We start from the raw sequence: 24,658 nt of genomic DNA, 5'->3' as shown, positions 1-24,658 counted from the left end.
CGCGGACGAAGTCCGCGCCTACAGGGACCACTCCTCCATCCCCAGGAAACGCGCGATCTCCGTGCGCTTTTCCATGGCATCGCGATACCCCAGTTCGATCAGCGCATTGCAGTAACCCGGCTCGAACAGCAGGTAGCTCAGCACCCCTGCCCCGCTCGCCTTGGTCGCCCCCGGCCCGCGCAGGAACAGGCGCAGCGCCCGTGGCAACTCGTGGCGGTACTCGGCGGCGATTTCATCCAGCGGCCGGCTCGGCGAGATCAGCAGCACATCGACCGGTTGCAGCCCCAACGCCGCACGGCGCTTGCCCTCCGGCACCATGGAGCTGAGGAAGTTGATCCGGTGCAGCAGCTCGATATCGCCTTCCAGGCTGTCGATGAAGGTGCTGTTGAGCAGATGGATGCCCACCTGCGCCAGGCTCGGCGGCTGGCCGGTACGGTAATTGGCCACGGTGTCGTTGGCGCTGCCCATGGTCGGGTTGCCGCTCACCCCGATCACCAGCACGCGATTGGCGCCCAGGTGCAGTGCCGGACTGATCGGCGCCTGCTGGCGCACCGCGCCATCGCCGAAGTACTCGCGATGCACCTTCACCGGCGCGAACAGCAGCGGGATCGCCGAGCTGGCCAGCAGGTGCTCCAGACCCAGGCGCGTCGGCACGCCCACGCGCCGATGGCGCAGCCAGGGATCGATGGTGGCGCGGCCCTGGTAGAAGGTCACCGCCTGGCCGGATTCGTAGCCGAACGCGGTGACCGCAACCGCGCGCAGGTTGCGCCGGCGCACCGCGGCGGCGATGCCGGAGAAATCCAGCTCGCGTTCCAGCAGGTAGCGCAAGGGCGTGCTGTCCAGCAGCGCCACCGGCTGGCGCTTGCCCAGCCCGAGCAGGCTGTGGCCGAGGAACTTGAAGGCCTGGCCGATCACGCCCGACCAGTCGGCGCGGTACACCTGGCCGGTGCGAAAGCCCTTCCAGACCTGGGTGAGCCGCTGCACCGCCGTCGGGAAGGACAGAGCCCCGCAGGCCAGCCCAACGGCATTGATCGCCCCCGCCGAGGTACCGACGATCACGGGAAAGGGATTCTCGGCGCCCTCCGGCAGCAACTCGGCGATCGCCGCCAGCACGCCGACCTGGTACGCCGCCCGCGCCCCGCCCCCGGAGAGGATCAGGCCGGTCACGGCAGGGGAAGTCGATGGGCTGGCGGCGTCAGTCACGGCTGAAATCCTTGTCGCGTCGTATCCAGATTAGCCGGGCGGGATCTACTTCTTCCTGGCGTAAAGCTTGGGCTCGCCTTCGGGGCGGCTCTTGAAGCGGCGGTGCGCCCAGAGGTACTGCTCGGGCTGGCGGCGGATTTCCTGCTCGACCCACTGGTTGACGCGCAGGCAATCGGCCTCCTCGGTCTCGCCGGGGAAATCCTCCAGCGGCGGATGGATCGTCAGGCGATAGCCGGAACCGTCGGCCAGGCGCGACTGGGTGAAGGGACACACCTGCGCGCGGCCCAGGCGGGCGAACTTGGTGGTGGCCGTAACGGTGGCGGCCTGGATGCCGAACAGCGGCACGAAGATGCTCTGCTTGATGCCGTAGTCCTGGTCCGGTGCGTACCAGATGGCCCGGCCGGCGCGCAGCACCTTGAGCATGGCGCGCACGTCCTCGCGCTCGATGGCGGTGGCGTCGGCGTTGTGCCGCTCGCGGCCGGCGCGCTGGACGAAGTCGAACACCGGGTTGTCGTGCTCGCGGTACATGCCGTCGATGGTCTGTACCTGGCCGAGCAGCGCCGCGCCGATCTCCAGGGTGGTGAAGTGCATGGCCATGAGGATCACGCCCTTGCCTTCGGCCTCGGCCTTGCGCAGGTGCTCCAGCCCCTCGATGTGCGCCAGCTTCGCCAGGCGCGCCTTGGGCCACCACCAGCTCATGGCCATCTCGAAGAAGGCGATGCCGGTGGAGGCGAAGTTTTCCTTCAAGAGGCGCTTGCGCTCGGCGGCGGACAGCTCCGGGAAGCACAGCTCCAGGTTGCGCGCGGCAATCGCCCGGCGGCTGCCGACCACGCGGTACATCACCGCGCCAAGTGCGCGCCCCAGCCAGAGCAGCGCTGGATACGGCAGCTGCACCACCAGCCAGAGCACGCCGAGGCCGAGCCAGAGCGGCCAGTGGCGGGGATGGAGGAACTCACGGCGAAAGGTGGGGCGGTCCATGGAACTTTCCGGTCACGATCAAAGCCGGACATTCTACCTTGCCGATGCGCGCCGTGCCTGCCTCGAGCCCTGGCTATGCGCCACGCTTGCGGCTGCCGGGGCGGTCCGCTATAAGTCCAACCCATTTAATGATGCAGTCTGACCATGAGCCAAGCTGACCTTCTCGACCACGATCCCGTATTCCAGCTCAAGGGCAGCATGCTGGCCGTCACCGTTCTGGAACTGGCCCACAATGACCTGCCGCGGCTGGACCGCCAGCTCGCCGACAAGGTCGCCCAGGCGCCCAACTTCTTCCGTGACACCCCACTGGTGCTGGCGCTGGACAAGCTGCCCGACGGCGAGGGACAGCTCGACCTGCAGGGCGTGCTGGACATCTGCCGCCGCCACGGCCTGCGCACCCTGGCCATCCGCGCCAGCCGCGAGGAAGACATCCGCCTGGCGACCATGTTCGACATCCCCGTGCTGCCGCCATCCGGCTCGTCCCGCGAGCGCATCGTCGAGCCGAAGGACTCGGTCACCCCGCTGACCGGCGCCACCCCGGTGCGCCGTCCGCGCGGCGAGCGCCTGTCCGAGAAGGTCGTGGAACAGGCCGCCGACAGCGCCACTGCCCAGACGGAAAAACCTGCCGAGGCAGTCCCGGCCGAAACCCAGGCGGAAAAACCGACCGCGGCCCAGGAACCGGAAAAGGACGCCGCGCCGGAGAAACCGGCCGAACCGCCGGCACCGGTCGTCAGGCCGACCAAGCTGGTCACCACTCCGGTGCGTGGCGGCGTACAGATCTATGCAGCCGGCGGCGACCTGATCGTGCTGGCCCCCGTCAGCCCCGGTGCGGAACTTCTCGCCGACGGCAATATCCATGTTTACGGTCCGATGCGCGGTCGTGCCCTGGCCGGTGTCAAGGGTGACACCAGCGCACGGATCTTCTGCCAGCAACTGGCCGCGGAACTCGTGTCCATCGCTGGTAATTACAAGGTCGCCGAAGACCTTCGACGCAGTCCGCAATGGGGGCAGGCGGTGCACGTCAGCCTGTCGGGTGACGTGTTGAACATCACCCGCCTTTAACGGATACTGCCGCGACTTTCAGGGACCAGAATTCTTCGTTTTTTCTTTGGGGTGAATCACCTTGGCCAAGATCCTCGTAGTCACTTCCGGTAAGGGTGGCGTCGGTAAAACCACTTCCAGCGCAGCCATCGGCACCGGCCTGGCCCTGCGCGGCCACAAGACCGTCATCGTCGACTTCGACGTGGGCCTGCGTAACCTCGACCTGATCATGGGCTGCGAACGCCGCGTGGTGTACGACTTCGTCAACGTCATCAACGGCGAAGCCACCCTCACCCAGGCCCTGATCAAGGACAAGCGCCTCGAGAACCTGTACGTGCTGGCCGCCAGCCAGACCCGCGACAAGGACGCCCTCACCCAGGAAGGCGTCGGCAAGGTGATGGAAGAGCTCAAGCAGTCCTTCGACTACATCATCTGCGACTCCCCGGCGGGCATCGAGAAAGGCGCCCACCTGGCCATGTACTACGCCGACGAGGCGATCGTCGTGACCAACCCAGAAGTCTCCTCGGTCCGCGACTCCGACCGCATGCTGGGCCTGCTGGCCAGCAAGTCCGCCCGCGCCGAGAAGGGCGAGGACCCGATCAAGGAACACCTGCTGCTGACCCGCTACAACCCCGAGCGCGTCACCAAGGGCGAAATGCTCGGCGTCGAGGACGTCGAGGAAATCCTGGCCATCCGTCTGCTCGGCGTGATCCCGGAATCCCAGGCGGTGCTCAAGGCATCGAACCAGGGCGTACCGGTCATCCTCGACGAAGAAAGCGATGCTGGCCAAGCGTACAGCGACGCCGTCGAGCGACTGCTGGGCAAAGAAATGCCCCATCGGTTCCTCGACGTGCAGAAGAAAGGATTCCTGCAACGACTGTTCGGAGGACGTGAATGAGCCTTTTAGATTTCTTCCGCAGCCGGAAGCAGCCCTCCAGCGCTTCCATCGCGAAAGAAAGACTCCAGATCATCGTCGCCCATGAGCGCGGCAACCGTTCGCAACCGGACTACCTCCCGCAGCTGCAGAAAGATCTGCTGGAAGTGATCCGCAAATACGTGCCCATCGACCAGGAACAAGTCCAGGTCGAGCTGGCCAACCAGGGCAGCTGTTCGATCCTGGAACTCAACATCACCCTGCCGGAACGTTGATCCGGCGGTGGTGAACCTGCGGCGGCTTCGGCCGCCGCAGTCGTTTCTATCTCCCTTAATCCACGCAAGAGCTTCCATGCCGCTGTCCCAGATCGAATTCGTCCATGAGGACGCCGCCCTGCTGGTGGTGAACAAGCCCACCCTGCTGCTCTCCGTGCCCGGCCGTGCGGACGACAACAAGGACTGCCTGATCACCCGCCTGCAGGAGAACGGTTACCCGGAAGCGCGCATCGTCCATCGCCTGGACTGGGAAACCTCCGGCCTGATCGTCCTGGCCCGCGACGCCGACAGCCACCGCGAGCTGTCCCGGCAGTTCCACGACCGCGAGACCGAGAAGGCCTACACCGCGCTGTGCTGGGGCGAGCCGGAACTGGACAGCGGCCGCATCGAGGCGCCGCTGCGTTACGACCCGCCGACCAAGCCGCGCCACGTGGTGGACTTCGAGCAGGGCCGCCATGCGCTGACCTTCTGGCGCGTCATGGAGCGCCACGGCAACTGGAGCCGCGTCGAGCTGATGCCGATCACCGGCCGTTCGCACCAGTTGCGCGTGCACATGCTCAGCATCGGCCACCCGCTGCTGGGCGACCGCCTGTATGCCGAGGGTGAAGCCCTCACCCTGCGCGACCGCCTGTGCCTGCACGCGAGCATGCTCTGCCTGACCCACCCGCAGACCGGCGAGCGCCTGCGCTTCGAGTCCCCCGCGCCGTTCTGACGCCCCACGCGACCACTCCTGCGCCTATTGATACACCGGTGAACCGGCGTACAACCGCGAACGGTTGTACGCCCTACGGCATTACGAAGAGCCCTCTCATCCAGGCCGCAGACTCCCGCATTTGCGATAAACTTCCGGCCATTCGCTGTTCGGAGTTACCCATGCGCGCAGAACTCAACCAGGGCCTGATCGATTTCCTCGCGGCCTCCCCCACGCCTTTCCACGCCACCCAGACCCTCGCCCGTCGCCTCGACGAAGCCGGCTACCAGCGTCTGGACGAGCGCGAGGCCTGGCGCACCGAGGCCGGTGGTCGTTATTACGTCACCCGCAACGACTCCTCGCTGATCGCCTTCAAGCTCGGCACCGCGCCGCTGCTGGAGCACGGCCTGCGCATGGTCGGCGCACACACTGACAGCCCCTGCCTGCGGGTCAAACCCAACCCCGAGCTGGTGCGCCAGGGTTACTGGCAGTTGGGCGTCGAGGTCTACGGCGGCGCGCTGTTCGCCCCCTGGTTCGACCGCGACCTGTCGCTGGCCGGCCGTGTCACCTTCCGCCTGGCCGGCAAGGTGGAAAGCAAGCTGATCGACTTCAAGGCACCGATCGCCGTGATCCCCAACCTAGCCATCCACCTCAACCGTGAGGCCAACATGGGCTGGGCGATCAACGCGCAGACCGAACTGCCGCCGATCCTCGCCCAGGTTTCCGCCGGCGAAGGCCGCGACTTCCGCGACCTGCTCGGCGAGCAGCTGCAGCTGGAGCACGGCATTACCGCCGACGCCATCCTCGACTACGAGCTGAGCTTCTACGACACCCAGCGCGCCGCCGTGATCGGCCTCGACCAGGCCTTCATCGCCGGCGCCCGCCTGGACAACCTGCTGTCCTGCTACGCCGGCCTGCAGGCCCTGCTGGCCAGCAGCGACGAACAGAGCGGCGTGCTGGTCTGCACCGACCACGAAGAAGTCGGCTCCTGCTCCGCCTGCGGCGCCGACGGCCCGTTCCTGGAGCAGGTGCTGCGCCGTGTGCTGCCCGAGAGCGACGTCTTCACCCGCACCGTGCAGCGCTCGCTGCTGGTTTCCGCCGACAACGCCCACGGCGTGCATCCCAACTACGCCGACAAGCACGACGCCAACCATGGCCCGAAGCTCAACGGCGGCCCGGTGATCAAGATCAACAGCAACCAGCGCTACGCCACCAACAGCGAGACCGCCGGTTTCTTCCGCCACCTGTGCCTGGAAAACGAAGTGCCGGTGCAGAGCTTCGTGACCCGCAGCGACATGGGCTGCGGCTCCACCATCGGCCCGATCACCGCCAGCCAGATCGGCGTGCGCACCGTGGACATCGGCCTGCCGACCTTCGCCATGCACTCCATCCGCGAGCTGGCCGGCAGCCAGGACCTGCACTACCTGACCAAGGTACTCAGCGCCTTCTACGACAGCGCCGACCTGCCATGACCCCCGAACGCCCGGCACCCGCCGGGCGTTTTTCTTTCAGGAGATCGAACATGCCCTTCAACGGAAGCTGTCTGTGCGGCGACATCGCCTATGAGGTCGACGGCCTGGATATGCCGATCGGCCATTGCCACTGCCTGACCTGCCAGAAAGCGCATTCGGCGGCCTTCGCCACCACCGCCGGGGTGATGCGCGAGCACTTCCGCTGGACGCGCGGCGAGGACAAGGTCGCCGCCTACGAGTCGTCGCCGGGCAAGTTGCGCAAGTTCTGCCCACGCTGCGGGACGCAACTGATCGCCGAGCGTGACGGACAACCCCATGTCATCGTTCGCGTGGCGAGCCTGGACGACGATCCGGGTTCGCGGCCGGCGCGGCATATCTGGGTATCCCATGACCGACCATGGCTGGCGCAGGACGGGATTCCGGCGTATCCGGAGTGGAATCCGGATCGCTGAACCTCTTTTGCAGCGGCGAGCTTGCCCGCCAACAGATTCAGCTGGCGACTCCGGTGTTGGGTGGTTCGCGAGCAAGCTCGCTCCTACAGGTTCCACCTCATGCCGGCGGTCAGTCCGGCACTTCCACGCTCACGTGAATGGCATCGTGCCGCCAGAACTCCAGGTCGCAATCGATGATCCGTCCGTGCTGGTCGCGATTGATGCGGGTGATGCGCAGCGCCGGACTGCCTTCGGCAACGCGCAGCACGCTGGCCGCCTCGCCGTGCAGGGCCGTGGGCACCATGTCGAAGCGTACGCGGCCGTAACGGATGTCATAGCGACTGCCATACAGCTCGGTCAGCGAGCAGGTCAGGTCGCTGTCGAGGATTCCCGGGAAGTACGCCGGGTTGAGGTAATGCTCGACGTAGAGCACTAGCCGGCCGTCCACCCGCCGCAGGCGACGGATCTGGAACACGCTGGACAACGCTGGCAGCTCCAGCAGCTCGCAGATCGCCGCGCTGGCGGGAATCTGCCGGGCCGACAGGACTTCGGTGGCCGGCACGCGGCCCTGACCTTCCACCATCGCGTGGTAGTGGCTGCGCACCAGTGGGTTGTAGAGCAGGCGCGGTGGCGAGACGAACCAGCCGCGGCGTTCCTCGCGGTAGATCAGCCCCTGTGCCTCCAATTGCCCCAGGGCCTCGCGCAAGGTGATCCGCGTGGTATCGAACAGCTCACTCAACTTGCGCTCGGCCGGCAGCTTGCCACCGGCGCTGAGCAGCCCGCTGTCGATCTGTTCGATCAGTGCCCGGCAGATCGCCGTCACCGTGGGTAGCGCCGTGTCGCGCATGCCAACTCCTCTTTTGGCCTAGTCCAGCCCCAAAACGGGGCATTTCGCCGTCCGCCAGGGGTGCCTTCATCCTAGGAAAATCCCGTGACGGTCCCGTGACAGACAGCTTTCAAGCAGCGCCCGTGCCAGCTTCACAAAGCAGCGTAGCCCAATGAAACCGGGGCATTGGCGATGGTCTACGCTTTCCCCGGATGCCCCGCCGGATTGCCTCGCCGCCCGAACCCGCACCAGGCCGGACATCAAACTGTCATCCGGGCCGCATAGATTGGCCTGGGTCTTGCTGATCTAGACCACTCGTTTCCCCGCGTCGGCGGATGCCGGACACGGACCTACCCTCACGATCGAAGGAGCACCGAATGAAACGCTTGCTTGCTTCACTGCTGGGATCGGCCATTGCCATCGGCAGTGGCCTCGCCATGGCGGCCGACGCCAACCTGCAATCGCTGGAAGCCGCCGCCCGCAAGGAAGGCCAGGTCAACAGCGTGGGCATGCCCGACAGCTGGGCGAACTGGAAAGACACCTGGAAGGACCTGGAAAGCAAGTACGGCTTGAAGCACATGGACACCGACATGAGCTCGGCCCAGGAACTGGCCAAGTTCAAGGCCGAGAAGGAAAACGCCAGCGCCGACATCGGCGACGTCGGCGCCGCCTTCGGCCCCATCGCCATGCAGATGGACGTCAGCCAGCCCTACAAGCCGAGCACCTGGGACCAGGTTCCGGACTGGGCCAAGGACAAGGACGGCCACTGGGCGCTGGCCTACACCGGCACCATCGCCTTCATCGTCAACAAGCAACTGGTCAAGGACGTGCCGCACAGCTGGGCCGACCTGCTCAAGGGCAAGTACAAGGTCACCATCGGTGACGTCAGCGCCGCCGCCCAGGCGGTCAACGGCGTGCTCGCCGCGAGCATCGCCAACGGCGGCGACGAGAAGAACATCAAGCCGGGCCTGGAATTCTTCGCGCAGATCGCCAAGCAGGGCCGCCTGTCGCTGACCAACCCGGTGATCAACACCCTGGAGAAGGGTGAAGTGGAAGTCGGCATCGTCTGGGACTTCAACGGCCTGAGCTACCGCGACCAGATCGACCCGTCGCGCTTCGAAGTGCTGATCCCCTCCGACGGCTCGGTGATCTCCGGCTACACCACCATCATCAACAAGTACGCGAAGAACCCGAACGCCGCCAAGCTGGCCCGCGAGTACATCTTCAGCGATGCCGGGCAGATCAACCTGGCCAAGGGCAACGCACGGCCCATCCGCGCCGAGCACCTGACCCTGCCCGCCGAGGTGAAGGCCAAGCTGCTGCCCAACGAGCAGTACGCCAAGGCCCAGCCGATCAAGGACGCCAAGGCCTGGGAAGAGACCTCCAAGCGTCTGCCGCGCATGTGGCAGGAAAACGTCATCATCAACATGCAGTGACGCCCGGCCGCCCCGGCTCGCCGGGGCGGTTTCGCGTTCCGACAAAGGCCCCGCCCCATGCGCCACGACCTCATCCTGGTCGTTCTCGACGGCCTCAACTACAGCGTCGCCCACGACTGCATGGGCCACCTGCAGGCCCTGTGCAACGCCGGCCGCGGCCAGCTCTACCGGCTGGAATGCGAGCTGCCCTCGCTGTCCCGACCGCTCTACGAATGCATCCTCACCGGAGTGCCGCCCATCGACAGCGGCATCCTGCACAACGACGTATCGCGCCTGTCGAACCAGCGCAGCCTGTTCCACTATGCCCGCGCCGCCGGCCTGTCCACTGCCGCAGCGGCTTACCACTGGGTGAGCGAGCTGTACAACCGCACCCCCTTCGACCCGGCCCGCGACCGCCACACCGACGACGAATCCCTGCCGATCCAGTACGGCCACTTCTACTGGACCGACCACTACCCCGACTCGCATCTGTTCACCGACGCCGAGTCGCTGCGCCGCCGCCACACGCCGAACTGCCTGCTGGTGCACCCGATGAACATCGACGACACCGGGCACAAGCACGGCCTGGGCACGCCGCAGTACCGCAACAGCGCGCGACACGTCGACATCATCCTCTCCGAGTACCTGCACCAGTGGCTGGCCGCCGGCTACCAGGTGATGGTCACCGCCGACCACGGCATGAACGACGACCGCAGCCACGGCGGCATCCTGCCGGAGGAGCGCGAAGTGCCGCTGTTCGTCTTCGGCGACGCCTTCAGCCTCGATGACCAGGCGCGCCCACGCCAGGTCGAGCTGTGCGGCACGCTGTGCGAAATCCTTGGTGCAGCCCACGACAAACCCGTCTGCCGGGAGCTGCTCAAGGCATGAGATCGAATCGCGGAAAACTCATCGCCCTGCTCTGCCTGCTGCCCTTCGCGGTGTTCTTCATCGCCTTCCAGGTAGCCCCGCTGCTCTGGGTTGCGGTGAACAGCCTGCGCACCAGCGATGCCTGGGGCCTGGGCAACTTCACCGAAATCCTCGGCTCGCCCTTCTACCGCCAGGCGATCCGCTACAGCCTGGAAATATCGATCTGGTCGAGCCTGATCGGCCTGCTCATCGCCGTGCTCGGCAGCTATTCGCTGCGCCAGGTGGACAGCAAGCTGCGCGACTTCGTGATGGCCTTCGCCAACATGACCAGCAACTTCGCCGGGGTGCCGCTGGCCTTCGCCTTCATCATCATCCTCGGCTTCAACGGCGCCATCACCCTGCTGCTCAAGCAGTCGGGAATCATCGAGGACTTCAACCTCTACTCGAAGACCGGCCTGATCATCCTCTACACCTACTTCCAGATTCCACTGGGGGTGATGCTGCTCTACCCGGCCTTCGACGCCCTGCGCGAGGACTGGCGCGAATCCGCCGCACTGCTGGGCGCCAGCCACTGGGCGTTCTGGCGGCACATCGGCATCCCGGTGCTGACCCCGGCGCTGCTGGGCACCTTCGTCATCCTCCTGGCCAACGCCCTGGGCGCCTACGCCACGGTGTATTCGCTGACCACCGGCAACTTCAACGTGGTGCCGATCCGTATCGCCGGCCTGGTCTCGGGCGACGTGTTCCTCGATCCGAACATGGCCAGCGCACTGGCGATGTTCCTGGTCGGCCTGATGACCCTGATCACCCTCGCCCATCAGTGGCTGCTGCGCCGGAGCTACCATGTCGCGAAACGCTAACCACATCTACCACCGCGTGGTGGTGTATGCGCTGTTCCTGATCCTGCTGCTGCCGCTGGCCGCCACCCTGCTCTACTCGCTGGCCACCTCCTGGAGCGCCAGCGTACTGCCCGACGGCCTGACCCTGAAGTGGTACTTCACGCTGTGGAGCGACCCGCGCTTCCTCACCGCCTTTGGCCAGTCGCTGCTGGTGTGCTTCGGCTCGCTGGTGCTCAGCGTGGTGCTGGTGCTGCCGCTGATGTTCGTCGTGCACTACTACTTCCCGCGCCTGGACGCACTGATGAACGTGCTGATCCTGCTGCCCTTCGCGGTACCGCCGGTGGTCTCCTCGGTCGGCCTGCTGCAGCTCTACGCCGCCGGGCCTCTGCCGCTGATCGGCACGCCCTGGGTGCTGATCGGCTGCTACTTCACCATCGCCCTGCCCTTCATGTACCGGGCGATCAGCAACAACCTGCAGGCGATCAACCTGCACGACCTGATGGACGCCGCCCACCTGCTCGGCGCCAGCACCTGGCAGGCCGCCCTGCTGGTGGTGCTGCCGAACCTGCGCAAGGGCCTGATGGTGGCGCTGTTCCTGTCCTTCAGCTTCCTCATCGGCGAGTTCGTCTTCGCCAACCTGCTGGTGGGCACCCGCTACGAAACGCTGCAGGTGTTCCTCAACAACATGCGCAACAGCAGCGGCCACTACACCAGCGCGGTGGTGGTCTCGTATTTCCTCTTCGTCCTGCTGCTCACCTGGGCGGCGAACCGTCTTAACAAGGACAAGGCATGAGCTTCCTCAACGTCGAGACACTGAACAAGAGCTACAGCAGCACCACGGTGTTCCAGGACATCGACTTCGCCGCCGAGCGCGGCGAGTTCGTCACCCTGCTCGGCCCCAGCGGCTGCGGCAAATCCACCCTGCTGCGCTGCATCGCCGGCCTCACTCCGGTGGACAGCGGGCGCATCCTGCTGGACGGCGAGGACATCGTGCCCAAGAGCCCGCAGAAGCGCGGCATCGCCATGGTGTTCCAGAGCTACGCGCTGTTCCCCAACATGACCGTGGAACAGAACGTCGCCTTCGGCCTGCGCATGCAGAAAGTGCCGGCGGCGGAATCCGCCCAGCGGGTGCGCGAGGTACTGGAGATGGTCGAACTCGGCCCGCTGGCCGCGCGCTACCCGCATCAGCTCTCCGGCGGCCAGTGCCAGCGCGTCGCCCTGGCCCGCTCGCTGGTCACCCGCCCGCGCCTGCTGCTGCTCGACGAGCCGCTGTCGGCACTGGACGCCCGTATCCGCAAGCACCTGCGCGAGCAGATCCGACGCATCCAGCAGGAGCTGAAACTGACCACGGTGTTCGTCACCCACGACCAGGAAGAAGCGCTGACGCTGTCCGACCGCATCGTGCTGATGAACGCCGGGCGCATCGTCCAGAGCGGCGACGCCGAAACCCTCTACACCGCGCCGGAAAATGCCTTCGCCGCTGGCTTCATCGGCAACTACAACCTGCTTGACGCCGCCCAGGCGACGAAGCTGCTGGACCGGCCCTTCCGCCAGCAGGTGGCGATCCGCCCCGAGTCCCTGCGCCTGAGCCCCGACGCGGGCGACGGCATCCCGGTTCGGGTACTCTCCCACAGCCTGCTGGGCAACGTGATCCGTTACCGGGTGGACGCCGCCGGCGTCGAACTGACCGTGGACGTCCTCAACCGCAGCGCCGAGCGCCTGTACCCGGCCGGCACCCCGCTCGGCCTGCAAATAGACCTTGAAAGCATTCGGGAGGTGGCCTGATGGCCCTGGTGATTTTCGACCTCGACGACACCCTGATCGACGGCGACTGCGCGAGCCTGTGGAGCCAGCGCATGGCCGATCTCGGTTGGGTCGACGCGGAGTCGTTCCTCAAGCGCGACGCCGAACTCATGGCGCTGTACGCGCAGGGCAAGCTGCCCATGGAGGACTACATGGCCTTCGCCCTGGAGCCGATGGCCGGGCGCAGCGTCGAGGAAATCGAGCGTGAAGTGGAAACCTTCGTCGAGGACGTGATCGAGCCGCTGATCCACAGCGACGCCTGCGCCACCCTCGCCCGCCACCGCGAGGCCGGCGACCGCCCGCTGGTGATCTCGGCCTCCGGCGTGCACCTGGTGCAGCCGATCGCCGAGCGCATCGGCATCGACGAGGTGCTGGCGATCGACCTGGAAGTGCTGAACGGCCACTACACCGGCCGCACCGTCGGCGTGCTCACCTACCGCGAGGGCAAGGTCCTGCGCCTGCTCGATTTGCTGGAGGGGGACGACAGCCAGTTGGCCGACGCGCACTTCTACTCCGACTCGCGCAACGACCTGCCGCTGCTCAAGCTGGTCGGCCATCCGCATGTGGTGAACGCCGATCCGGTGCTGCTGGAGCATGCGCAGAAGATGGGCTGGGACAGTCTCGCCTGGAGCTGAGCCGACTCAGCCACCCAGGAACCGGAGCATGCCCTGCTGAATGCGCGCCTCTTCTTTCTCCATGGAAAGATCGGGTGACCGCGCGGCATGCTCGATCCCCCGCGCCAGCTGACGGCGAAGCTCCCCGTCGTCACCGGCCAGCACCGCACGCAGAGCCAGGCAGCGCGCCCAGGTGCTGGTGTATTCCCGTTGCAGCCGGCTCGGCAGCAGTTCGTCGAACAGGCCAACGGCACTCCTGCTGGCCATCGCCCGGGCGAAGGCCAGTTCGGTTTCCATCAACCGCAAGAGATCGTACAACGGACGCAGCATCGCCTCCGGCAGCGCCGAACGCTGCGCCTGGAACAGGGTATCCAGCGCGGCCGCTTCCTCCCAGCGCCCCTGCACCAACAGCCCCCTGAGGCGGATGTACAGGGCCAGCAGTGACATGGGTTGTCCCTGAGCCTCAAGCAATTGCAGATCCGCCGGGTCCGCCTGATCGGCGCACAGCCCCGCACAGGCGGCCCCCATCAGACGGGCGAAGGCCAGCTTGGGATGAGCGACATCCAGACCTCGCCACCAGCGCAACAGCCAGAGCCCATCACTGACCTGCGGCTTGCGCTCCACCGGCAGCAGATTGGCGACGCCGATGCAGGCGTTGCAAGCGGCGAATGCCAGCAGCACTCCGTGGGCGGCACCGGGAACCAGCCACGCCCCCAGGGCGCCAGCCAGCGCGGCAAGCGTCAGATTCGCCAGCGGCCCGCCGGCAACGAAGCCCATATGCTGCCGCCGCCAGGCAGCGCGTGGGTCGGCGAAAGCCATGACGAAGCCCTGCAGGCGCTTTTGCGTGCGCGGCGCAAAGCCCAGTTTCCAGCCTTTGCGCAACAGTCGGACATCCAGGCGTCCGACACGCATGCGCAGGACAGTCATGCCGGCCCAGCGTGCCGCCAGCAAATGGCCCAGTTCATGGACGACGACGGACAGATAAACGATGCAGAGGCCGGCGACTATGCCCGACAGACTCCAGATCGCTCCCCCGGGCAGCCACAACATGGACAGCAGCACCGCCAACGCGCCCGCTGCTGCGCTCAGGCTGAACTGGAGCAGCCAGAGCAGCCCATTGAGCCAGCCCGGCAAGCTCCAGAAGTCACTCGCCGCTTCGCCGTGAACGGCGACCTCCCTTGTCTCCGCCATGCTCGCACTCCCTGCGTCCGGCGCCTGATTACTTCAGGCTCTCGTCGATCAGCACCACCACCTTGCCCTGCACCTGGTTGCTGGCCAGCGCATCGAAGGCCTTCTGTGCCTGGCCGACCGGATAGGTTCGCTCCAGTTGCGGGCTCAGTTTCGCAGTTTCGAACAATGGCCAGACCTTCTGCCCCAGCTCCGCCATCAGATGCGCCTTGAAGTCCGCATCGCGCGAACGCAGGGTCGAGCCGATCAACTGGATGCGCTTGCCCAGCAGCAGGGCCAGATCCAGCTCGGCCTTGCGACCACCCATCAGGCCAATGACCACCCATCGGCCATCGCGACCGAGGATTTCCAGGTCCAGGGCGGCGTAGTTGGCCCCCACCGGATCGAGGATCACGTCGAACGGCGCGAAATCCCGAAGCGTTTCGAGACTCTCGCCGCGCAGCGCGCCGCCCTCGGCGCCCAGGCCCTCACAGTAGGCCAGGCGCTCGGCACTGCCGACGCTGACCCAGCACGGGTTGCCAAAGGCCTTGCACAATTGGATACCGGCCGAGCCGACGCCGCTGGCGCCGGCATGCAACAACACCTTCTCGCCGGGTTGCAGCGCACCGAGCATGAACAGGTTCAGCCAGGCGGTGGCGTACACCTCGGGCAGGGCTGCGGCCTCAGCCAGGGAAAGGCCTGCCGGCACCGGCAGGGCGTGGCGCTCGTCCACCACCACTTCCTCGGCCATGCCGCCGCCAGCCAGCAGCGCGCAGACCCGGTCGCCCACCTGCCAGGTACTGCCGGCGCCCACCTCGGTGACCACCCCGGAACACTCCAGGCCAATGATATCGCTGGCCCCCGGCGGCGGCGGGTAGAGCCCGGCCACCTGCAGCAGGTCGGCACGGTTGAGACCGGCGGCAGCGACCTGGATGCGGATCTGCCCCTGTGTGCAGGTCGGAGAGGGACGCTCCCCCCACTCCACCCGCCCTTCGATACCTTGCAATGCTTTCACGCTGCCTCCATAGTGACCTTGCAGGGCCCGATCCGTAAGGTCGGGCCCTTTCTTCGCGCCGAATTCACCAACGATTGAACCCGGCGCCGCCAATTACGGCCTAATATGCGTCATAACTCCGCGATCAGTCGAATCAGCATGAAGCGATTTTTGCCCCGTACCGCCCTGTTGTTCATCCTCGGCGCGACCGCCCTGTCCTCGTTCGCTGCCACCAGCAATCCGAACGTCTGGGATGGCCTGCAGCCGGACCGGGACCAGGTGATCGCCAGCCTCAACATAGTTGAGCTGCTCAAGCGCCATCACTACAACAAGCCGCCGCTGAACGACGATCGCTCGGCGAAGATCTACGACAGCTACCTGAAGATCCTCGACCCGGCGCGCATGTACTTCACCGCCGCCGACATCGACCAGTTCGCCCCCTGGCGCACCCAGTTCGACGACTTCCTGAAAAGCGGCGAGCTGGAGCCCGGCTTCACCATCTACAAGCGTCATCTCGACCGCCTGAAAGAGCGCCTGGACTTCGCCCTGGCGATGCTCGGCAAGGGCGTCGACAAGATCGACTTCACCACCAACGAATCCCTCGAGATCGACCGCGAGAAGTCTCCCTGGGCGAAGAATAGCGCCGAACTGGACGACCTGTGGCGCAAGAAGGTGAAGGACGAAGTCCTGCGCCTGAAGATCGCCGGGAAGGACAACAAGGCCATCCAGGAACAGCTCACCAAGCGCTACAAGAACCAGCTGATGCGTCTGGAACAGACCCGCAGCGAGGACATCTTCCAGGCCTACATCAACGCCTTCGCGCAGACCTACGATCCGCATACCCAGTACTTGTCGCCGGACAGCGCGGAAAACTTCGACATCAACATGAGCCTGTCGCTGGAAGGCATCGGCGCCGTGTTGCAGAGCGACAACGACTACGTGAAGGTCGTGCGCCTGGTGCCGGCAGGCCCGGCCGAGAAGAGCAAGCAGATCGCCACCTCCGACAAGATCGTCGGCGTTGCCCAGGGCAAGGGTGAAATGGTCGACGTGGTCGGCTGGCGCCTGGACGAAGTGGTCAAGCTGATCCGCGGCCCGAAAGGCTCGCAGGTACGTCTGGAAGTGATTCCGGCGAGCAACGCGCCGAACGACCAGACCAGCAAGATCGTCACCATCACCCGCGAAGCGGTGAAGCTGGAAGACCAGGCCGCGAAGAAGTCGGAAATCACTCTCGACCACGAAGGCAAGGCCTACAAGCTGGGCATCATCGACGTGCCGGCCTTCTACCTCGACTTCAAGGCCTACCGCGCGGGCGATCCGGACTACAAGTCCACCACCCGCGACGTGAAGAAGCTGATCGGCGAGCTGCAGAAGGACAACGTCGACGGCATCGTCATCGACCTGCGCAACAACGGCGGCGGCTCCCTGCAGGAAGCCACCGAGCTGACCGGCCTGTTCATCGACCAGGGCCCGACCGTCCTGGTGCGCAACAGCGACGGCCGCGTCGACGTGCTCAACGATGACGAAGGCAAGGCCTTCTACACCGGCCCGATGACCGTGCTAGTCAACCGCCTGTCCGCCTCGGCTTCGGAGATCTTCGCCGGCGCCATGCAGGATTACCACCGCGCACTGATCGTTGGCGGCCAGACCTTCGGCAAGGGCACCGTGCAGACCATCCAGCCGCTGAACCACGGCGAGTTGAAGCTGACCCTGGCCAAGTTCTACCGCGTCTCCGGCCAGAGCACCCAGCACCAGGGCGTGATCCCGGACATCAGCTACCCGTCCATCGTCGACGACAAGGAAATCGGCGAGAGCGCCCTGCCCGACTCCATGCCCTGGGACACCATCAAGCCGGTGCTCAAGGCCCAGGCCGATCCGTTCAAGCCGTTCCTCGACCAGCTGCGCAGCCGGCATGACGCGCGCACCGCGAACAACGCCGACTTCGTCTATGCCCGCGAGCGTCTGGCGCTGGCCCAGGAGCTGATGAAAGAGAAGACCGTCAGCCTCAACGAAGCCAAGCGTCGTGCCCAGCAGACCAGCATCGAGAACCGTCAGCTGGCCATGGAGAACACCCTGCGCAAATCCAAGGGCCAGGAGCCGCTCAAGGAACTGAAGAAGGAAGACGAGAACGCCCTGCCGGAGGAAGACAAGACCAAGCCGCAGGACGACGCCTACCTGACCGAGTCCGGGCACATCCTGATCGACTACCTGAATCTGGATTCTCAGGTCGCCAAACACTGATCGGATGTAATCAAACAGTCATGACGCTGTCGTGAAATGCACAGGGCCGGGAAACCGGCCCTTTGCATTTTCATCCACCGAGAACCGTCATGACCGTCACCGAGCAGTTGAGCGCGCTGGACCAGATCCTCGCTCACGGCGACCTGCACTGCCTGTTCCAGCCCATCCTGTCGCTCTCCGAACGGCGCCTGGTGGGCTACGAAGCCCTCACCCGCGGGCCCTCCAACGGCCCCCTGCACTCGCCCCTGCCCCTGTTCAGCATCGCCCGCAGCAGCGGCCGCCTGAGCCAGCTCGAACTGCTCTGCCGGCGCCAGGCCTGCGCCCGCTTCCGTGAGCTGAACCTGGACGGCAAGCTGTTTCTCAACGTATCCCCCGAGTCCCTACTGGAACCCACCCACCAGCCCGGCCGCACCCTGCAATTGCTGCAGACCTTCGGCATCTCGCCCAACGACGTGGTGATCGAGCTCACCGAGCAGACCCCCATCGAGGATTTCAGCCTGCTCGACACCGCGCTGCACCACTACCGGGCGATGGGCTTCTCCATCGCCCTGGACGACCTCGGCGCGGGGTATTCCAGCCTGCGCCTGTGGTCGGAGCTGCGCCCCGACTATGTGAAGATCGACCGCCATTTCATCGAAGGCATCCACCTGGACGCGGTGAAGCGCGAATTCGTCGGCTCCATCCTGAAGATGGCCCACGCCTCGCGCGCCCAGGTCATCGCCGAAGGCATCGAGCTGGCGGAAGAGCTCGCGGTGCTCTCGGAAATGGGTGTCGACCTGGTGCAGGGCTACCTGTTCGGCCGCCCCAGCGAACAGCCGCCGCGCGATGCACGCAACCTGCTGCCGGAGGTGGACTCCACCGGCAGCCTGCTCGCCGACGAGCCCGCCGACCTGCAGCCGCTGCTGCTGGAACAACCGGCGGTACGCGACGACACCCCGACCCATGACGTGCTGGAGGCCTTCCGCGCCCAGGCCAACCTGAACTCTCTGGCGGTACTCGACCCGCACGGCCGGCCGGTGGGCATCGTGCATCGACATGCGCTGTCCGATGCGCTGCTCAAGCCCTTCGCCCCGGAACTTTACGCGCGCAAGCCGATCAGCCGGCTGATGAGCGGCGACTTCCTCGCCGTCGAGCGCAGCCAATCGTTGCAACAAGTCAGCCGCCTGCTGACCAGCCGTGCCCGGCAGCGCATCGAGGAAGACTTCATCATTACCCTGAACGGCCGCTACCTGGGGCTGGGCCGGGTGATCGACGTGCTTAAGCTGATCACCGAACAGAAGATCCGCCAGGCGCGCCACGCCAACCCGCTGACCCTGCTGCCCGGCAACGTGCCGATCCAGCAGTGCCTGGGCCGGCTGCTGCAACAGGGCCGGGAAGCCGTGGTGTGCTACGTGGACATCGACAGCTTCAAGCCCTTCAACGACCTCTACGGCTATGCGCGCGGCGACGAAGTGCTGCTGTGCCTGGCACAATGCCTGGGCGAGCGGGTGGACCCGGCACAGGACTTCGTCGGCCATATCGGCGGCGACGATTTCATGCTGGTGCTGGGTACCCGGGACTGGCGCGAACGCCTCAATCACCTGCTGGAAGACTTCCAGGGACAATGCCGGCGCTTCTACAGCCGCGAGCACCTCGAAGCAGGCTGCTTCGTCTCGCACAACCGCCAGGGACAGCGCGAGGAGTTTCCGCTGCTGTCACTGTCGATCGGTGTCGTGCATCTGACGCCCGGCGCCTGCGCGCGCCTGGATGCCGGACAACTGGCGGGACTGGCCTCGGAGGCCAAGCGGCATGCCAAGGCGGTGCCAGGCTACAGCCTGCACATCCTCAGCGCCGACTGAATTCAGAGCCCCAGCTGATGGGCGCGCGCCTCAAAGCGCGCGGCCTGCGCTTCATCGGGCGGCAGACCCGGGCCACCACTGCGGTACAGTTCCATCAGCTGGCGCGCCGCCAGTGGATGGCCGGCGTCAGCAGCCTGCGCCCAGTAGTGCGCGGCTTCCTGCGCATCAGCGGCGTGCCGCGTATCGCCCTTGAGCGACTGCACGCCAACCTGGTAGGCCGCCTTGGCATCGCCTCCGCTGGCGGCCAGGCGCAGCAAGCGCAACCCCTCCTCGCGAGCGCCCAGGCCTTGCCCACGGAACAGCAGCAGGTGGCCGTAGAAACTCTGTGCGGCGGTATCGCCCAGGCTGGCCATGCGCGAGTACTGCCCCTGCATCCACTGCCAGGCGCGCGGCTGGCGCACCAGCCAGGGCCAGCCCATCAGACGCCGCGCCACGGCGTAGGTCAGCCGCGCGCGCAAGCGCCAGTACAGCTCACGGGGCGTCGCCACCTCAGAGCTCCTCGGGGTACTCGAACTCGAACACCCGAGCCACCTCCGCCGCATGCCAACCCGCTGCGGCAGGACCATCCGGCGCGCCGGAGAAGCGCCCCAGGCGCTCCACGCATTCGAAGAAGCCGGTTCGCGGCAGGCGGCTCGCCCCCTGGCTGATCACCAGAGAACTGCGCAGCGGACGCCCTGCGCGGGCATCCAGGGCCGCGAGATGTTCGAGGGCAGCGGTCAGGGTGGTCATTGCCGGCGTCGGCAACTGCAGGCGCTCGATCAGCGCCCGGTAGGTCAACAGATGGCGCTGGCGGCGTGCGTCTTCCAGCTCACCGAGCAGGCCATCCCAGTGTTTGCGACTGATCTGTACGCTCAAGACCCGGACTCCCCACTGCCCAGGGCACGGCGCAGGCCGTGCTGGATGGCGTCGCTGGCCTCGCGCTCGCCGTTTTCGATGAGAGCGAGGTACGACGGACTGATGCCTACCGCACGCGCCAGCGTCTCGATGGAAAGCCCCCGCGCCTCGCGCAGGGACTTCCAGTTCGGCGCCTCATCGGATACGGGTGCTGTGGCAGGCTGGACCACCTGAGCGGCGGCGCGGCCGGCGGCGGCCAACAGTGCCTGGTACTCGGCCCAGGGAACAACGGCGTATTCCGCCTCGCCGTCACGCATGATGACTTGCACGTTCATGACAACACTCCTTGCAGGCCGCCATCTTAACAGCCTGACCGGCACCTGTGCCGGCTATACTGCTGCTGCCGTCACCTCCCGCCGAACATGGGGACCGACTTGCAGCGTCTTCTCCTGATCTGCCTCTGCCTGACGAGCGCCCTCTGCGGCGCCGAAGAACTGCGCTGGGGCTATTCGCCAAGCAACGGGATGCCCTACGTGGAAAGTATTGACCACGAATTGGCGCATGGTTTCGTCCGCGACCTGGGCGAAAGAGTCGGACAGCTTCTGAACCTCGAGGTTCGCTTCATCGAAACGCCGGACAAGCGCGTAGAAAGCTCCCTGCAACAGGGCAGCATCCAGTTGCTGTGCATCAACAACCCGCAGTGGATGAACGCCCCCGAGAAACTGCACTGGTCGCCCAGCCTGTTCGAGGAAGAAGACGTTCTGGCACAACGCAGCGATGCGCCGCCCCTGAACGACCTCGACGCCCTTCGCGGCCGCACGGTCGGCACCAGCCTCGGCTACGTCTACCTGCCGGCCCTGATGAAGGCCTTCGCCAGCAACACCGTCCGCCGCAGCGACGTGCGCGACCTCGAAACCCGCCTGCACATGCTCGAACACAAGCGCCTGGACGCCATCGTCGACATGCGCCGGTCGCTGGAATTCCTGTTACAGGAGCATCCCAACCTGAGCATCCAGGTCAATCCCGGCGTCCTGCAACGCTATTCGATCCGCTGCTCGTACGGCCCGACGCTGCCCATCCCCGCCGAGCGTCTCGACGCGGCGTTGCAGACGCTGGTAGACGACGGCTCCATCCAGCGCATGCTTACCCAGCAGAACCAGCTGTTGCGTCAGCGGCGCTGAACCGGCGCCGGCAACTGCTTGAGCGCCTCGCGGGTTTCCATACCCTGACCGTCCCGCCACACCTTGAAGGCATCCAGCTCGGACTGCCAACGGCGCACGACCCAGGCCAGCACCGCCAGGTCATCGAGGAACCCCACACCCAGCAGCCAGTCGGGCACCAGATCCACCGGCGCCAGGAAATACAGCAACGCCGCCACGACGGACACCAGCGCCTGGGAACTGACACCGCGATAATCACCGCGCACCCAGGCCACCAGCAGTTCCTGCAGCAGCTTCAGGTCATTGCGGGCCAACTTCAGACGGCCGCTCTTGCGCGCCACCGCGAACAGCAACGCCGGCACCCGGCCACGAGCCAGGAATCGTCCGGCGAGGTCCAGGTAGCGATCGAATCCCGGAGGTTTTTTCATCACTTCACCTCGATAGGAATACTCAGACGGGAATGCTTCAGGTTATCCACCTTTACTGTGGATAACTCTGTTGAAAGAAAGCTTCAACATCGCCCAAAGGCCCGAACCATGAGGGTTCCAGACAGATAGGCGATTTTTTATCCAGCCTGACAAATGCGTTAAAAATCATGCAGTTGCGGCTATTCGATGGCCACCTGGATGTCAAGCCCCTGACATCAGAGCAACTGCGGCAAATATGTGCATAAGCGTAACAACAGGGGGCAGCCTACCCCCAAACAGACCTTCGGGTCAGCCTCCCGTTCCAGAGCTGGTCCCGCAAAAACGAAAACGCCCCGTGGGTAACGGGGCGTTTTCATTGGTACGAAGGTACTCAGTTTTTCTTCGGAGCTTCCTGGGTCGCTTCCGGAGCCTCTTCAGGCTGATTCTGATCCTTGATAGCCAGCAGTTCCAGGTCGAACACCAGCACGGAGTTCGCCGGGATGGTCGGGCTCGGGCTCTGTGCGCCGTAGGCCAGTTCGCTCGGGATGTAGAGCTTGATCTTCTCGCCCACGTGCATCAGTTGCAGGGCTTCGACCCAACCCGGAATCACGCCGCCAACCGGCAGATCGATCGGGCTGCCACGCTGGATGGAGCTGTCGAACACGGTGCCGTCGACCAGCTTGCCTTCGTAGTGAACGGTAACCACGTCGGTAGCCTTGGGCTGCGGGCCGTCGGCCTTCTTCACGACTTCGTACTGCAGGCCGGACTTGGTGGTCACTACGCCTTCGCGCTTGCCGTTGGTCTCGAGGAACTTCTTGCCGGCTTCCAGCGCTTCGGAGTTCTTCTTGGCCAGCTGCTCTTCAGCGCGCTTCTGCAGGAAGGAGAAGGCTTCGGTCAGCTCTTCGTCGGTCAGCTTCTGCTTCTGCTTGCCAACAGCGTCCTCGATGCCCAGGGCCACGGCCTTGGAGTCGAGATCATTCATGCCTTCCTGGGCCAGACTCTTGCCCATGTTCAGGCCGATGCCGTAGGAGGCTTTCTGCGCGGGGGTCTTCAGTTCCACTTCAGCGGCTTGCTTGTCGCAGCCCGCGAGAACCAGGCCGACCAGCGCGATCGCTGCCGCCAACCGATGTTGTTTCATGCTGAATCCTTGTCTTTGCGCCGTCATGGCAGGGTCTTTGAAGCCGCGAGCTTATCAGGCGCTCGTGGCCAGTGGCTATGGGCAATAGGAACCCCTGCCACGGGAGAAGTTCCCACAGCAAACTTATAGGAAAATTAACAGGATATGTTCGGAAAAAAGGTCGAAGGAATACGAAGCAGCGCGGCTTTTTCGAGCGCAAAGAAAAAGCCCTCAGGTATTGCTACCTGAGGGCTCTTCGAAATATGGCGCAGCGGACGGGACTCGAACCCGCGACCCCCGGCGTGACAGGCCGGTATTCTAACCGACTGAACTACCGCTGCGTCGGACCTCGAGTTTGGTGGGTGATGACGGGATCGAACCGCCGACCCTCTGCTTGTAAGGCAGATGCTCTCCCAGCTGAGCTAATCACCCTTCACTCTCGAAGTGGGGCGCATTCTACGGAGGAGATTTGCACCTGGCAAGCCCTCGGATGACAAAAATTTTCAGATGTTCCAAAGGCTTAGATGAAGTGCGTGAAAGACAAAACGGGGTTGGCCTGGAAAGCGCCTGACGGAATAATGGGTTCTTTGTGTCCAGGAGTTCGCCCCTCATGTGGTTCCGCAACCTGCTCGTATACCGCCTCACTCAGGATCTGCAGATCGACGCCGATGCCCTGGAGAAGGCCCTGGCCAGCAAGCCGGCGCGCCCCTGCGCCAGCCAGGAGCTCACCACCTACGGTTTCTCCGCGCCCTTCGGCAAGGGTCCGGACGCGCCGCTGGTCCACGCCAGCGAGGGCTTCTTCCTGATCAGCGCACGCAAGGAAGAGCGCATCCTGCCTGGCAGCGTCGTGCGTGACGCCCTGAAGGACAAGGTCGACGAAATCGAGACCGCGCAGATGCGCAAGGTCTATAAGAAGGAACGCGACCAGCTCAAGGACGAGATCGTCCAGACCCTGCTGCCGCGCGCCTTCATCCGCCGCTCGGCGACCTTCGCCGCTATCGCCCCGAGCCTCGGCCTGATCCTGGTCGACTCCTCCAGCGCGAAGAAGGCCGAAGACCTGCTGTCCACACTGCGCGAAGCCCTGGGCTCGCTGCCAGTACGCCCGTTGACCGTGAAGGTCGCGCCGACCGCCACCCTCACCGAATGGGTCAAGACCCAGGAAGCCGCCGGCGACTTCTTCGTCCTCGACGAGTGCGAACTGCGCGACACCCACGAAGACGGCGGCGTGGTGCGCTGCAAGCGCCAGGACCTGACCAGCGAGGAAATCCAGCTGCACCTGACCTCCGGCAAGCTGGTCACCCAGCTGTCCCTGGCCTGGTCGGACAAGCTGTCCTTCGTTCTCGACGACAAGGTGGTGATCAAACGCCTGCGCTTCGAAGACCTGCTGCAGGAGAAGGCGGAACAGGACGGCGGCGAAGACGCCCTCGGCCAGCTCGATGCCAGCTTCACCCTGATGATGCTGACCTTTGCCGAATTCCTCCCGGCGCTGATCGAAGCCCTGGGCGGCGAGGCGATTCCGGAAGGCATCTGACCCCGGCGGGCGCCGCGCTTGCGGCGCCCGACACAATAAGAAG

26 protein-coding genes and 2 tRNA genes are annotated in these 24,658 nt (G+C 65.3%); 16 read left to right on the top strand and 12 right to left on the bottom strand.

What is annotated here, in order from left to right; all coding sequences use genetic code 11:
* Positions 1 to 18: 18 nt before the first annotated feature.
* Both SD196_RS08160 and SD196_RS08155 read right to left on the bottom strand, forming a co-directional pair.
* Positions 19 to 1,203 (bottom strand): patatin-like phospholipase family protein, encoded by a 1,185-nt coding sequence (locus SD196_RS08160; protein WP_370601008.1) that lies wholly within the window; start codon positions 1,201 to 1,203, stop codon positions 19 to 21.
* Between the two features lie 45 nt (positions 1,204 to 1,248).
* A complete protein-coding gene (locus tag SD196_RS08155; RefSeq protein WP_343573899.1) occupies positions 1,249 to 2,181 on the bottom strand; it encodes a lipid A biosynthesis lauroyl acyltransferase in 933 nt (310 codons plus the stop codon).
* A gap of 144 nt (positions 2,182 to 2,325) precedes the next feature.
* On the opposite strand from SD196_RS08155, the gene minC reads away from it, so the two are divergent.
* The 6 genes from minC to SD196_RS08125 all read left to right on the top strand — a co-directional run bounded on the left by minC (position 2,326) and on the right by SD196_RS08125 (position 6,986).
* Positions 2,326 to 3,243, top strand: a complete 918-nt coding sequence (gene minC / locus SD196_RS08150) for a septum site-determining protein MinC (protein ID WP_275608098.1) — start codon at positions 2,326 to 2,328, stop codon at positions 3,241 to 3,243.
* A gap of 61 nt (positions 3,244 to 3,304) precedes the next feature.
* A complete protein-coding gene (minD, locus tag SD196_RS08145; RefSeq protein WP_207887944.1) occupies positions 3,305 to 4,120 on the top strand; it encodes a septum site-determining protein MinD in 816 nt (271 codons plus the stop codon).
* A complete protein-coding gene (gene minE, locus SD196_RS08140; RefSeq protein WP_207887941.1) occupies positions 4,117 to 4,371 on the top strand; it encodes a cell division topological specificity factor MinE in 255 nt (84 codons plus the stop codon). The genes minD and minE overlap by 4 nt, the downstream gene beginning before the upstream one ends.
* A 76-nt stretch (positions 4,372 to 4,447) precedes the next feature.
* A complete protein-coding gene (locus SD196_RS08135; RefSeq protein ID WP_343573911.1) occupies positions 4,448 to 5,083 on the top strand; it encodes an RluA family pseudouridine synthase in 636 nt (211 codons plus the stop codon).
* A 161-nt stretch (positions 5,084 to 5,244) separates the two neighbouring features.
* Positions 5,245 to 6,534, top strand: a complete 1,290-nt coding sequence (locus SD196_RS08130; RefSeq protein ID WP_275610827.1) for a M18 family aminopeptidase — start codon at positions 5,245 to 5,247, stop codon at positions 6,532 to 6,534.
* Between the two features lie 50 nt (positions 6,535 to 6,584).
* Positions 6,585 to 6,986, top strand: a complete 402-nt coding sequence (locus tag SD196_RS08125) for a GFA family protein (RefSeq protein ID WP_343573914.1) — start codon at positions 6,585 to 6,587, stop codon at positions 6,984 to 6,986.
* A 109-nt stretch (positions 6,987 to 7,095) separates the two neighbouring features.
* Here the strand turns inward: SD196_RS08125 and SD196_RS08120 are convergent, their stop codons facing one another.
* Entirely contained in the window at positions 7,096 to 7,812 is a 717-nt protein-coding gene (locus tag SD196_RS08120) for a UTRA domain-containing protein (protein WP_331316099.1), read from the bottom strand.
* A 356-nt stretch (positions 7,813 to 8,168) separates the two neighbouring features.
* Here SD196_RS08120 and SD196_RS08115 point away from each other — a divergent pair, with 356 nt between their 5' ends.
* From SD196_RS08115 to SD196_RS08090, 6 genes are read left to right on the top strand one after another with little or no spacing between them, the layout of a single operon-like run.
* Entirely contained in the window at positions 8,169 to 9,227 is a 1,059-nt protein-coding gene (locus SD196_RS08115; protein ID WP_275610824.1) for an ABC transporter substrate-binding protein, read from the top strand.
* Between the two features lie 57 nt (positions 9,228 to 9,284).
* Positions 9,285 to 10,094: an alkaline phosphatase family protein gene (locus SD196_RS08110; protein ID WP_416311250.1), complete on the top strand. Its 810-nt coding sequence runs from the start codon at positions 9,285 to 9,287 to the stop codon at positions 10,092 to 10,094.
* Positions 10,091 to 10,933 carry an ABC transporter permease subunit gene (locus SD196_RS08105; RefSeq protein WP_343573920.1) on the top strand — a complete coding sequence of 281 codons (843 nt, stop codon included), beginning with the start codon at positions 10,091 to 10,093 and terminating at the stop codon, positions 10,931 to 10,933. The genes SD196_RS08110 and SD196_RS08105 overlap by 4 nt, the downstream gene beginning before the upstream one ends.
* On the top strand, positions 10,917 to 11,705 hold the full coding sequence (locus tag SD196_RS08100) for an ABC transporter permease (protein WP_275610821.1): 789 nt from the start codon (positions 10,917 to 10,919) through the stop codon (positions 11,703 to 11,705). The genes SD196_RS08105 and SD196_RS08100 overlap by 17 nt, the downstream gene beginning before the upstream one ends.
* Positions 11,702 to 12,697: an ABC transporter ATP-binding protein gene (locus SD196_RS08095; protein WP_275610820.1), complete on the top strand. Its 996-nt coding sequence runs from the start codon at positions 11,702 to 11,704 to the stop codon at positions 12,695 to 12,697. Before SD196_RS08100 ends, SD196_RS08095 begins: the two co-directional genes overlap by 4 nt.
* The gene (locus tag SD196_RS08090) at positions 12,697 to 13,350 is read left to right on the top strand and encodes an HAD family hydrolase (RefSeq protein WP_275610819.1); all 654 of its coding nucleotides are present in this window, start codon (positions 12,697 to 12,699) and stop codon (positions 13,348 to 13,350) included. Before SD196_RS08095 ends, SD196_RS08090 begins: the two co-directional genes overlap by 1 nt.
* Before the next feature lie 6 nt (positions 13,351 to 13,356).
* Here the strand turns inward: SD196_RS08090 and SD196_RS08085 are convergent, their stop codons facing one another.
* Together SD196_RS08085 and SD196_RS08080 are read right to left on the bottom strand one after the other, a co-directional pair.
* A complete protein-coding gene (locus SD196_RS08085; RefSeq protein WP_416311249.1) occupies positions 13,357 to 14,520 on the bottom strand; it encodes a site-2 protease family protein in 1,164 nt (387 codons plus the stop codon).
* Between the two features lie 28 nt (positions 14,521 to 14,548).
* Complete coding sequence (locus SD196_RS08080) at positions 14,549 to 15,511, bottom strand: NAD(P)H-quinone oxidoreductase (RefSeq protein ID WP_331316112.1); 963 nt, start codon at positions 15,509 to 15,511, stop codon at positions 14,549 to 14,551.
* Between the two features lie 138 nt (positions 15,512 to 15,649).
* Between SD196_RS08080 and SD196_RS08075 the strand changes: the two genes are divergently transcribed.
* Together SD196_RS08075 and SD196_RS08070 are read left to right on the top strand one after the other, a co-directional pair.
* Positions 15,650 to 17,728, top strand: coding sequence for a carboxy terminal-processing peptidase (locus tag SD196_RS08075; protein WP_275610816.1), 2,079 nt, complete (start codon positions 15,650 to 15,652; stop codon positions 17,726 to 17,728).
* Positions 17,729 to 17,817: 89 nt separating this feature from the next.
* Entirely contained in the window at positions 17,818 to 19,566 is a 1,749-nt protein-coding gene (locus SD196_RS08070) for a GGDEF domain-containing protein (protein ID WP_275610815.1), read from the top strand.
* 2 nt (positions 19,567 to 19,568) lie between these two features.
* Here SD196_RS08070 and SD196_RS08065 read toward each other — a convergent pair whose 3' ends face one another.
* The 3 genes from SD196_RS08065 to SD196_RS08055 all read right to left on the bottom strand — a co-directional run bounded on the left by SD196_RS08065 (position 19,569) and on the right by SD196_RS08055 (position 20,735).
* Complete coding sequence (locus tag SD196_RS08065; RefSeq protein WP_331316725.1) at positions 19,569 to 19,985, bottom strand: sel1 repeat family protein; 417 nt, start codon at positions 19,983 to 19,985, stop codon at positions 19,569 to 19,571.
* Positions 19,986 to 20,055: 70 nt separating this feature from the next.
* Positions 20,056 to 20,421 carry a hypothetical protein gene (locus SD196_RS08060; RefSeq protein ID WP_275610814.1) on the bottom strand — a complete coding sequence of 122 codons (366 nt, stop codon included), beginning with the start codon at positions 20,419 to 20,421 and terminating at the stop codon, positions 20,056 to 20,058.
* The gene (locus tag SD196_RS08055) at positions 20,418 to 20,735 is read right to left on the bottom strand and encodes a helix-turn-helix domain-containing protein (protein ID WP_416311248.1); all 318 of its coding nucleotides are present in this window, start codon (positions 20,733 to 20,735) and stop codon (positions 20,418 to 20,420) included. The genes SD196_RS08060 and SD196_RS08055 overlap by 4 nt, the downstream gene beginning before the upstream one ends.
* Before the next feature lie 87 nt (positions 20,736 to 20,822).
* On the opposite strand from SD196_RS08055, the gene SD196_RS08050 reads away from it, so the two are divergent.
* Complete coding sequence (locus SD196_RS08050; protein ID WP_416311247.1) at positions 20,823 to 21,581, top strand: substrate-binding periplasmic protein; 759 nt, start codon at positions 20,823 to 20,825, stop codon at positions 21,579 to 21,581.
* Here SD196_RS08050 and SD196_RS08045 read toward each other — a convergent pair.
* The 4 genes from SD196_RS08045 to SD196_RS08030 form a co-directional block, all read right to left on the bottom strand.
* Entirely contained in the window at positions 21,569 to 21,988 is a 420-nt protein-coding gene (locus SD196_RS08045; RefSeq protein ID WP_275610811.1) for a YkvA family protein, read from the bottom strand. The genes SD196_RS08050 and SD196_RS08045 overlap by 13 nt on opposite strands.
* Positions 21,989 to 22,358: 370 nt before the next feature.
* Complete coding sequence (locus SD196_RS08040) at positions 22,359 to 23,105, bottom strand: FKBP-type peptidyl-prolyl cis-trans isomerase (protein ID WP_275610810.1); 747 nt, start codon at positions 23,103 to 23,105, stop codon at positions 22,359 to 22,361.
* Between the two features lie 243 nt (positions 23,106 to 23,348).
* Positions 23,349 to 23,425, bottom strand: a tRNA-Asp gene (locus SD196_RS08035).
* Positions 23,426 to 23,440: 15 nt separating this feature from the next.
* Positions 23,441 to 23,516 (bottom strand) — tRNA-Val (locus tag SD196_RS08030).
* A 178-nt stretch (positions 23,517 to 23,694) separates the two neighbouring features.
* Between SD196_RS08030 and rdgC the strand changes: the two genes are divergently transcribed.
* Positions 23,695 to 24,615 carry a recombination-associated protein RdgC gene (rdgC, locus tag SD196_RS08025; protein ID WP_275610809.1) on the top strand — a complete coding sequence of 307 codons (921 nt, stop codon included), beginning with the start codon at positions 23,695 to 23,697 and terminating at the stop codon, positions 24,613 to 24,615.
* Positions 24,616 to 24,658 lie beyond the last annotated feature (43 nt).

The organism is Pseudomonas macauensis (assembly GCF_047902425.1).
Classification (GTDB): Bacteria; Pseudomonadota; Gammaproteobacteria; order Pseudomonadales; family Pseudomonadaceae; genus Pseudomonas.
This window is presented reverse-complemented; position numbering and strand designations above follow the sequence as displayed.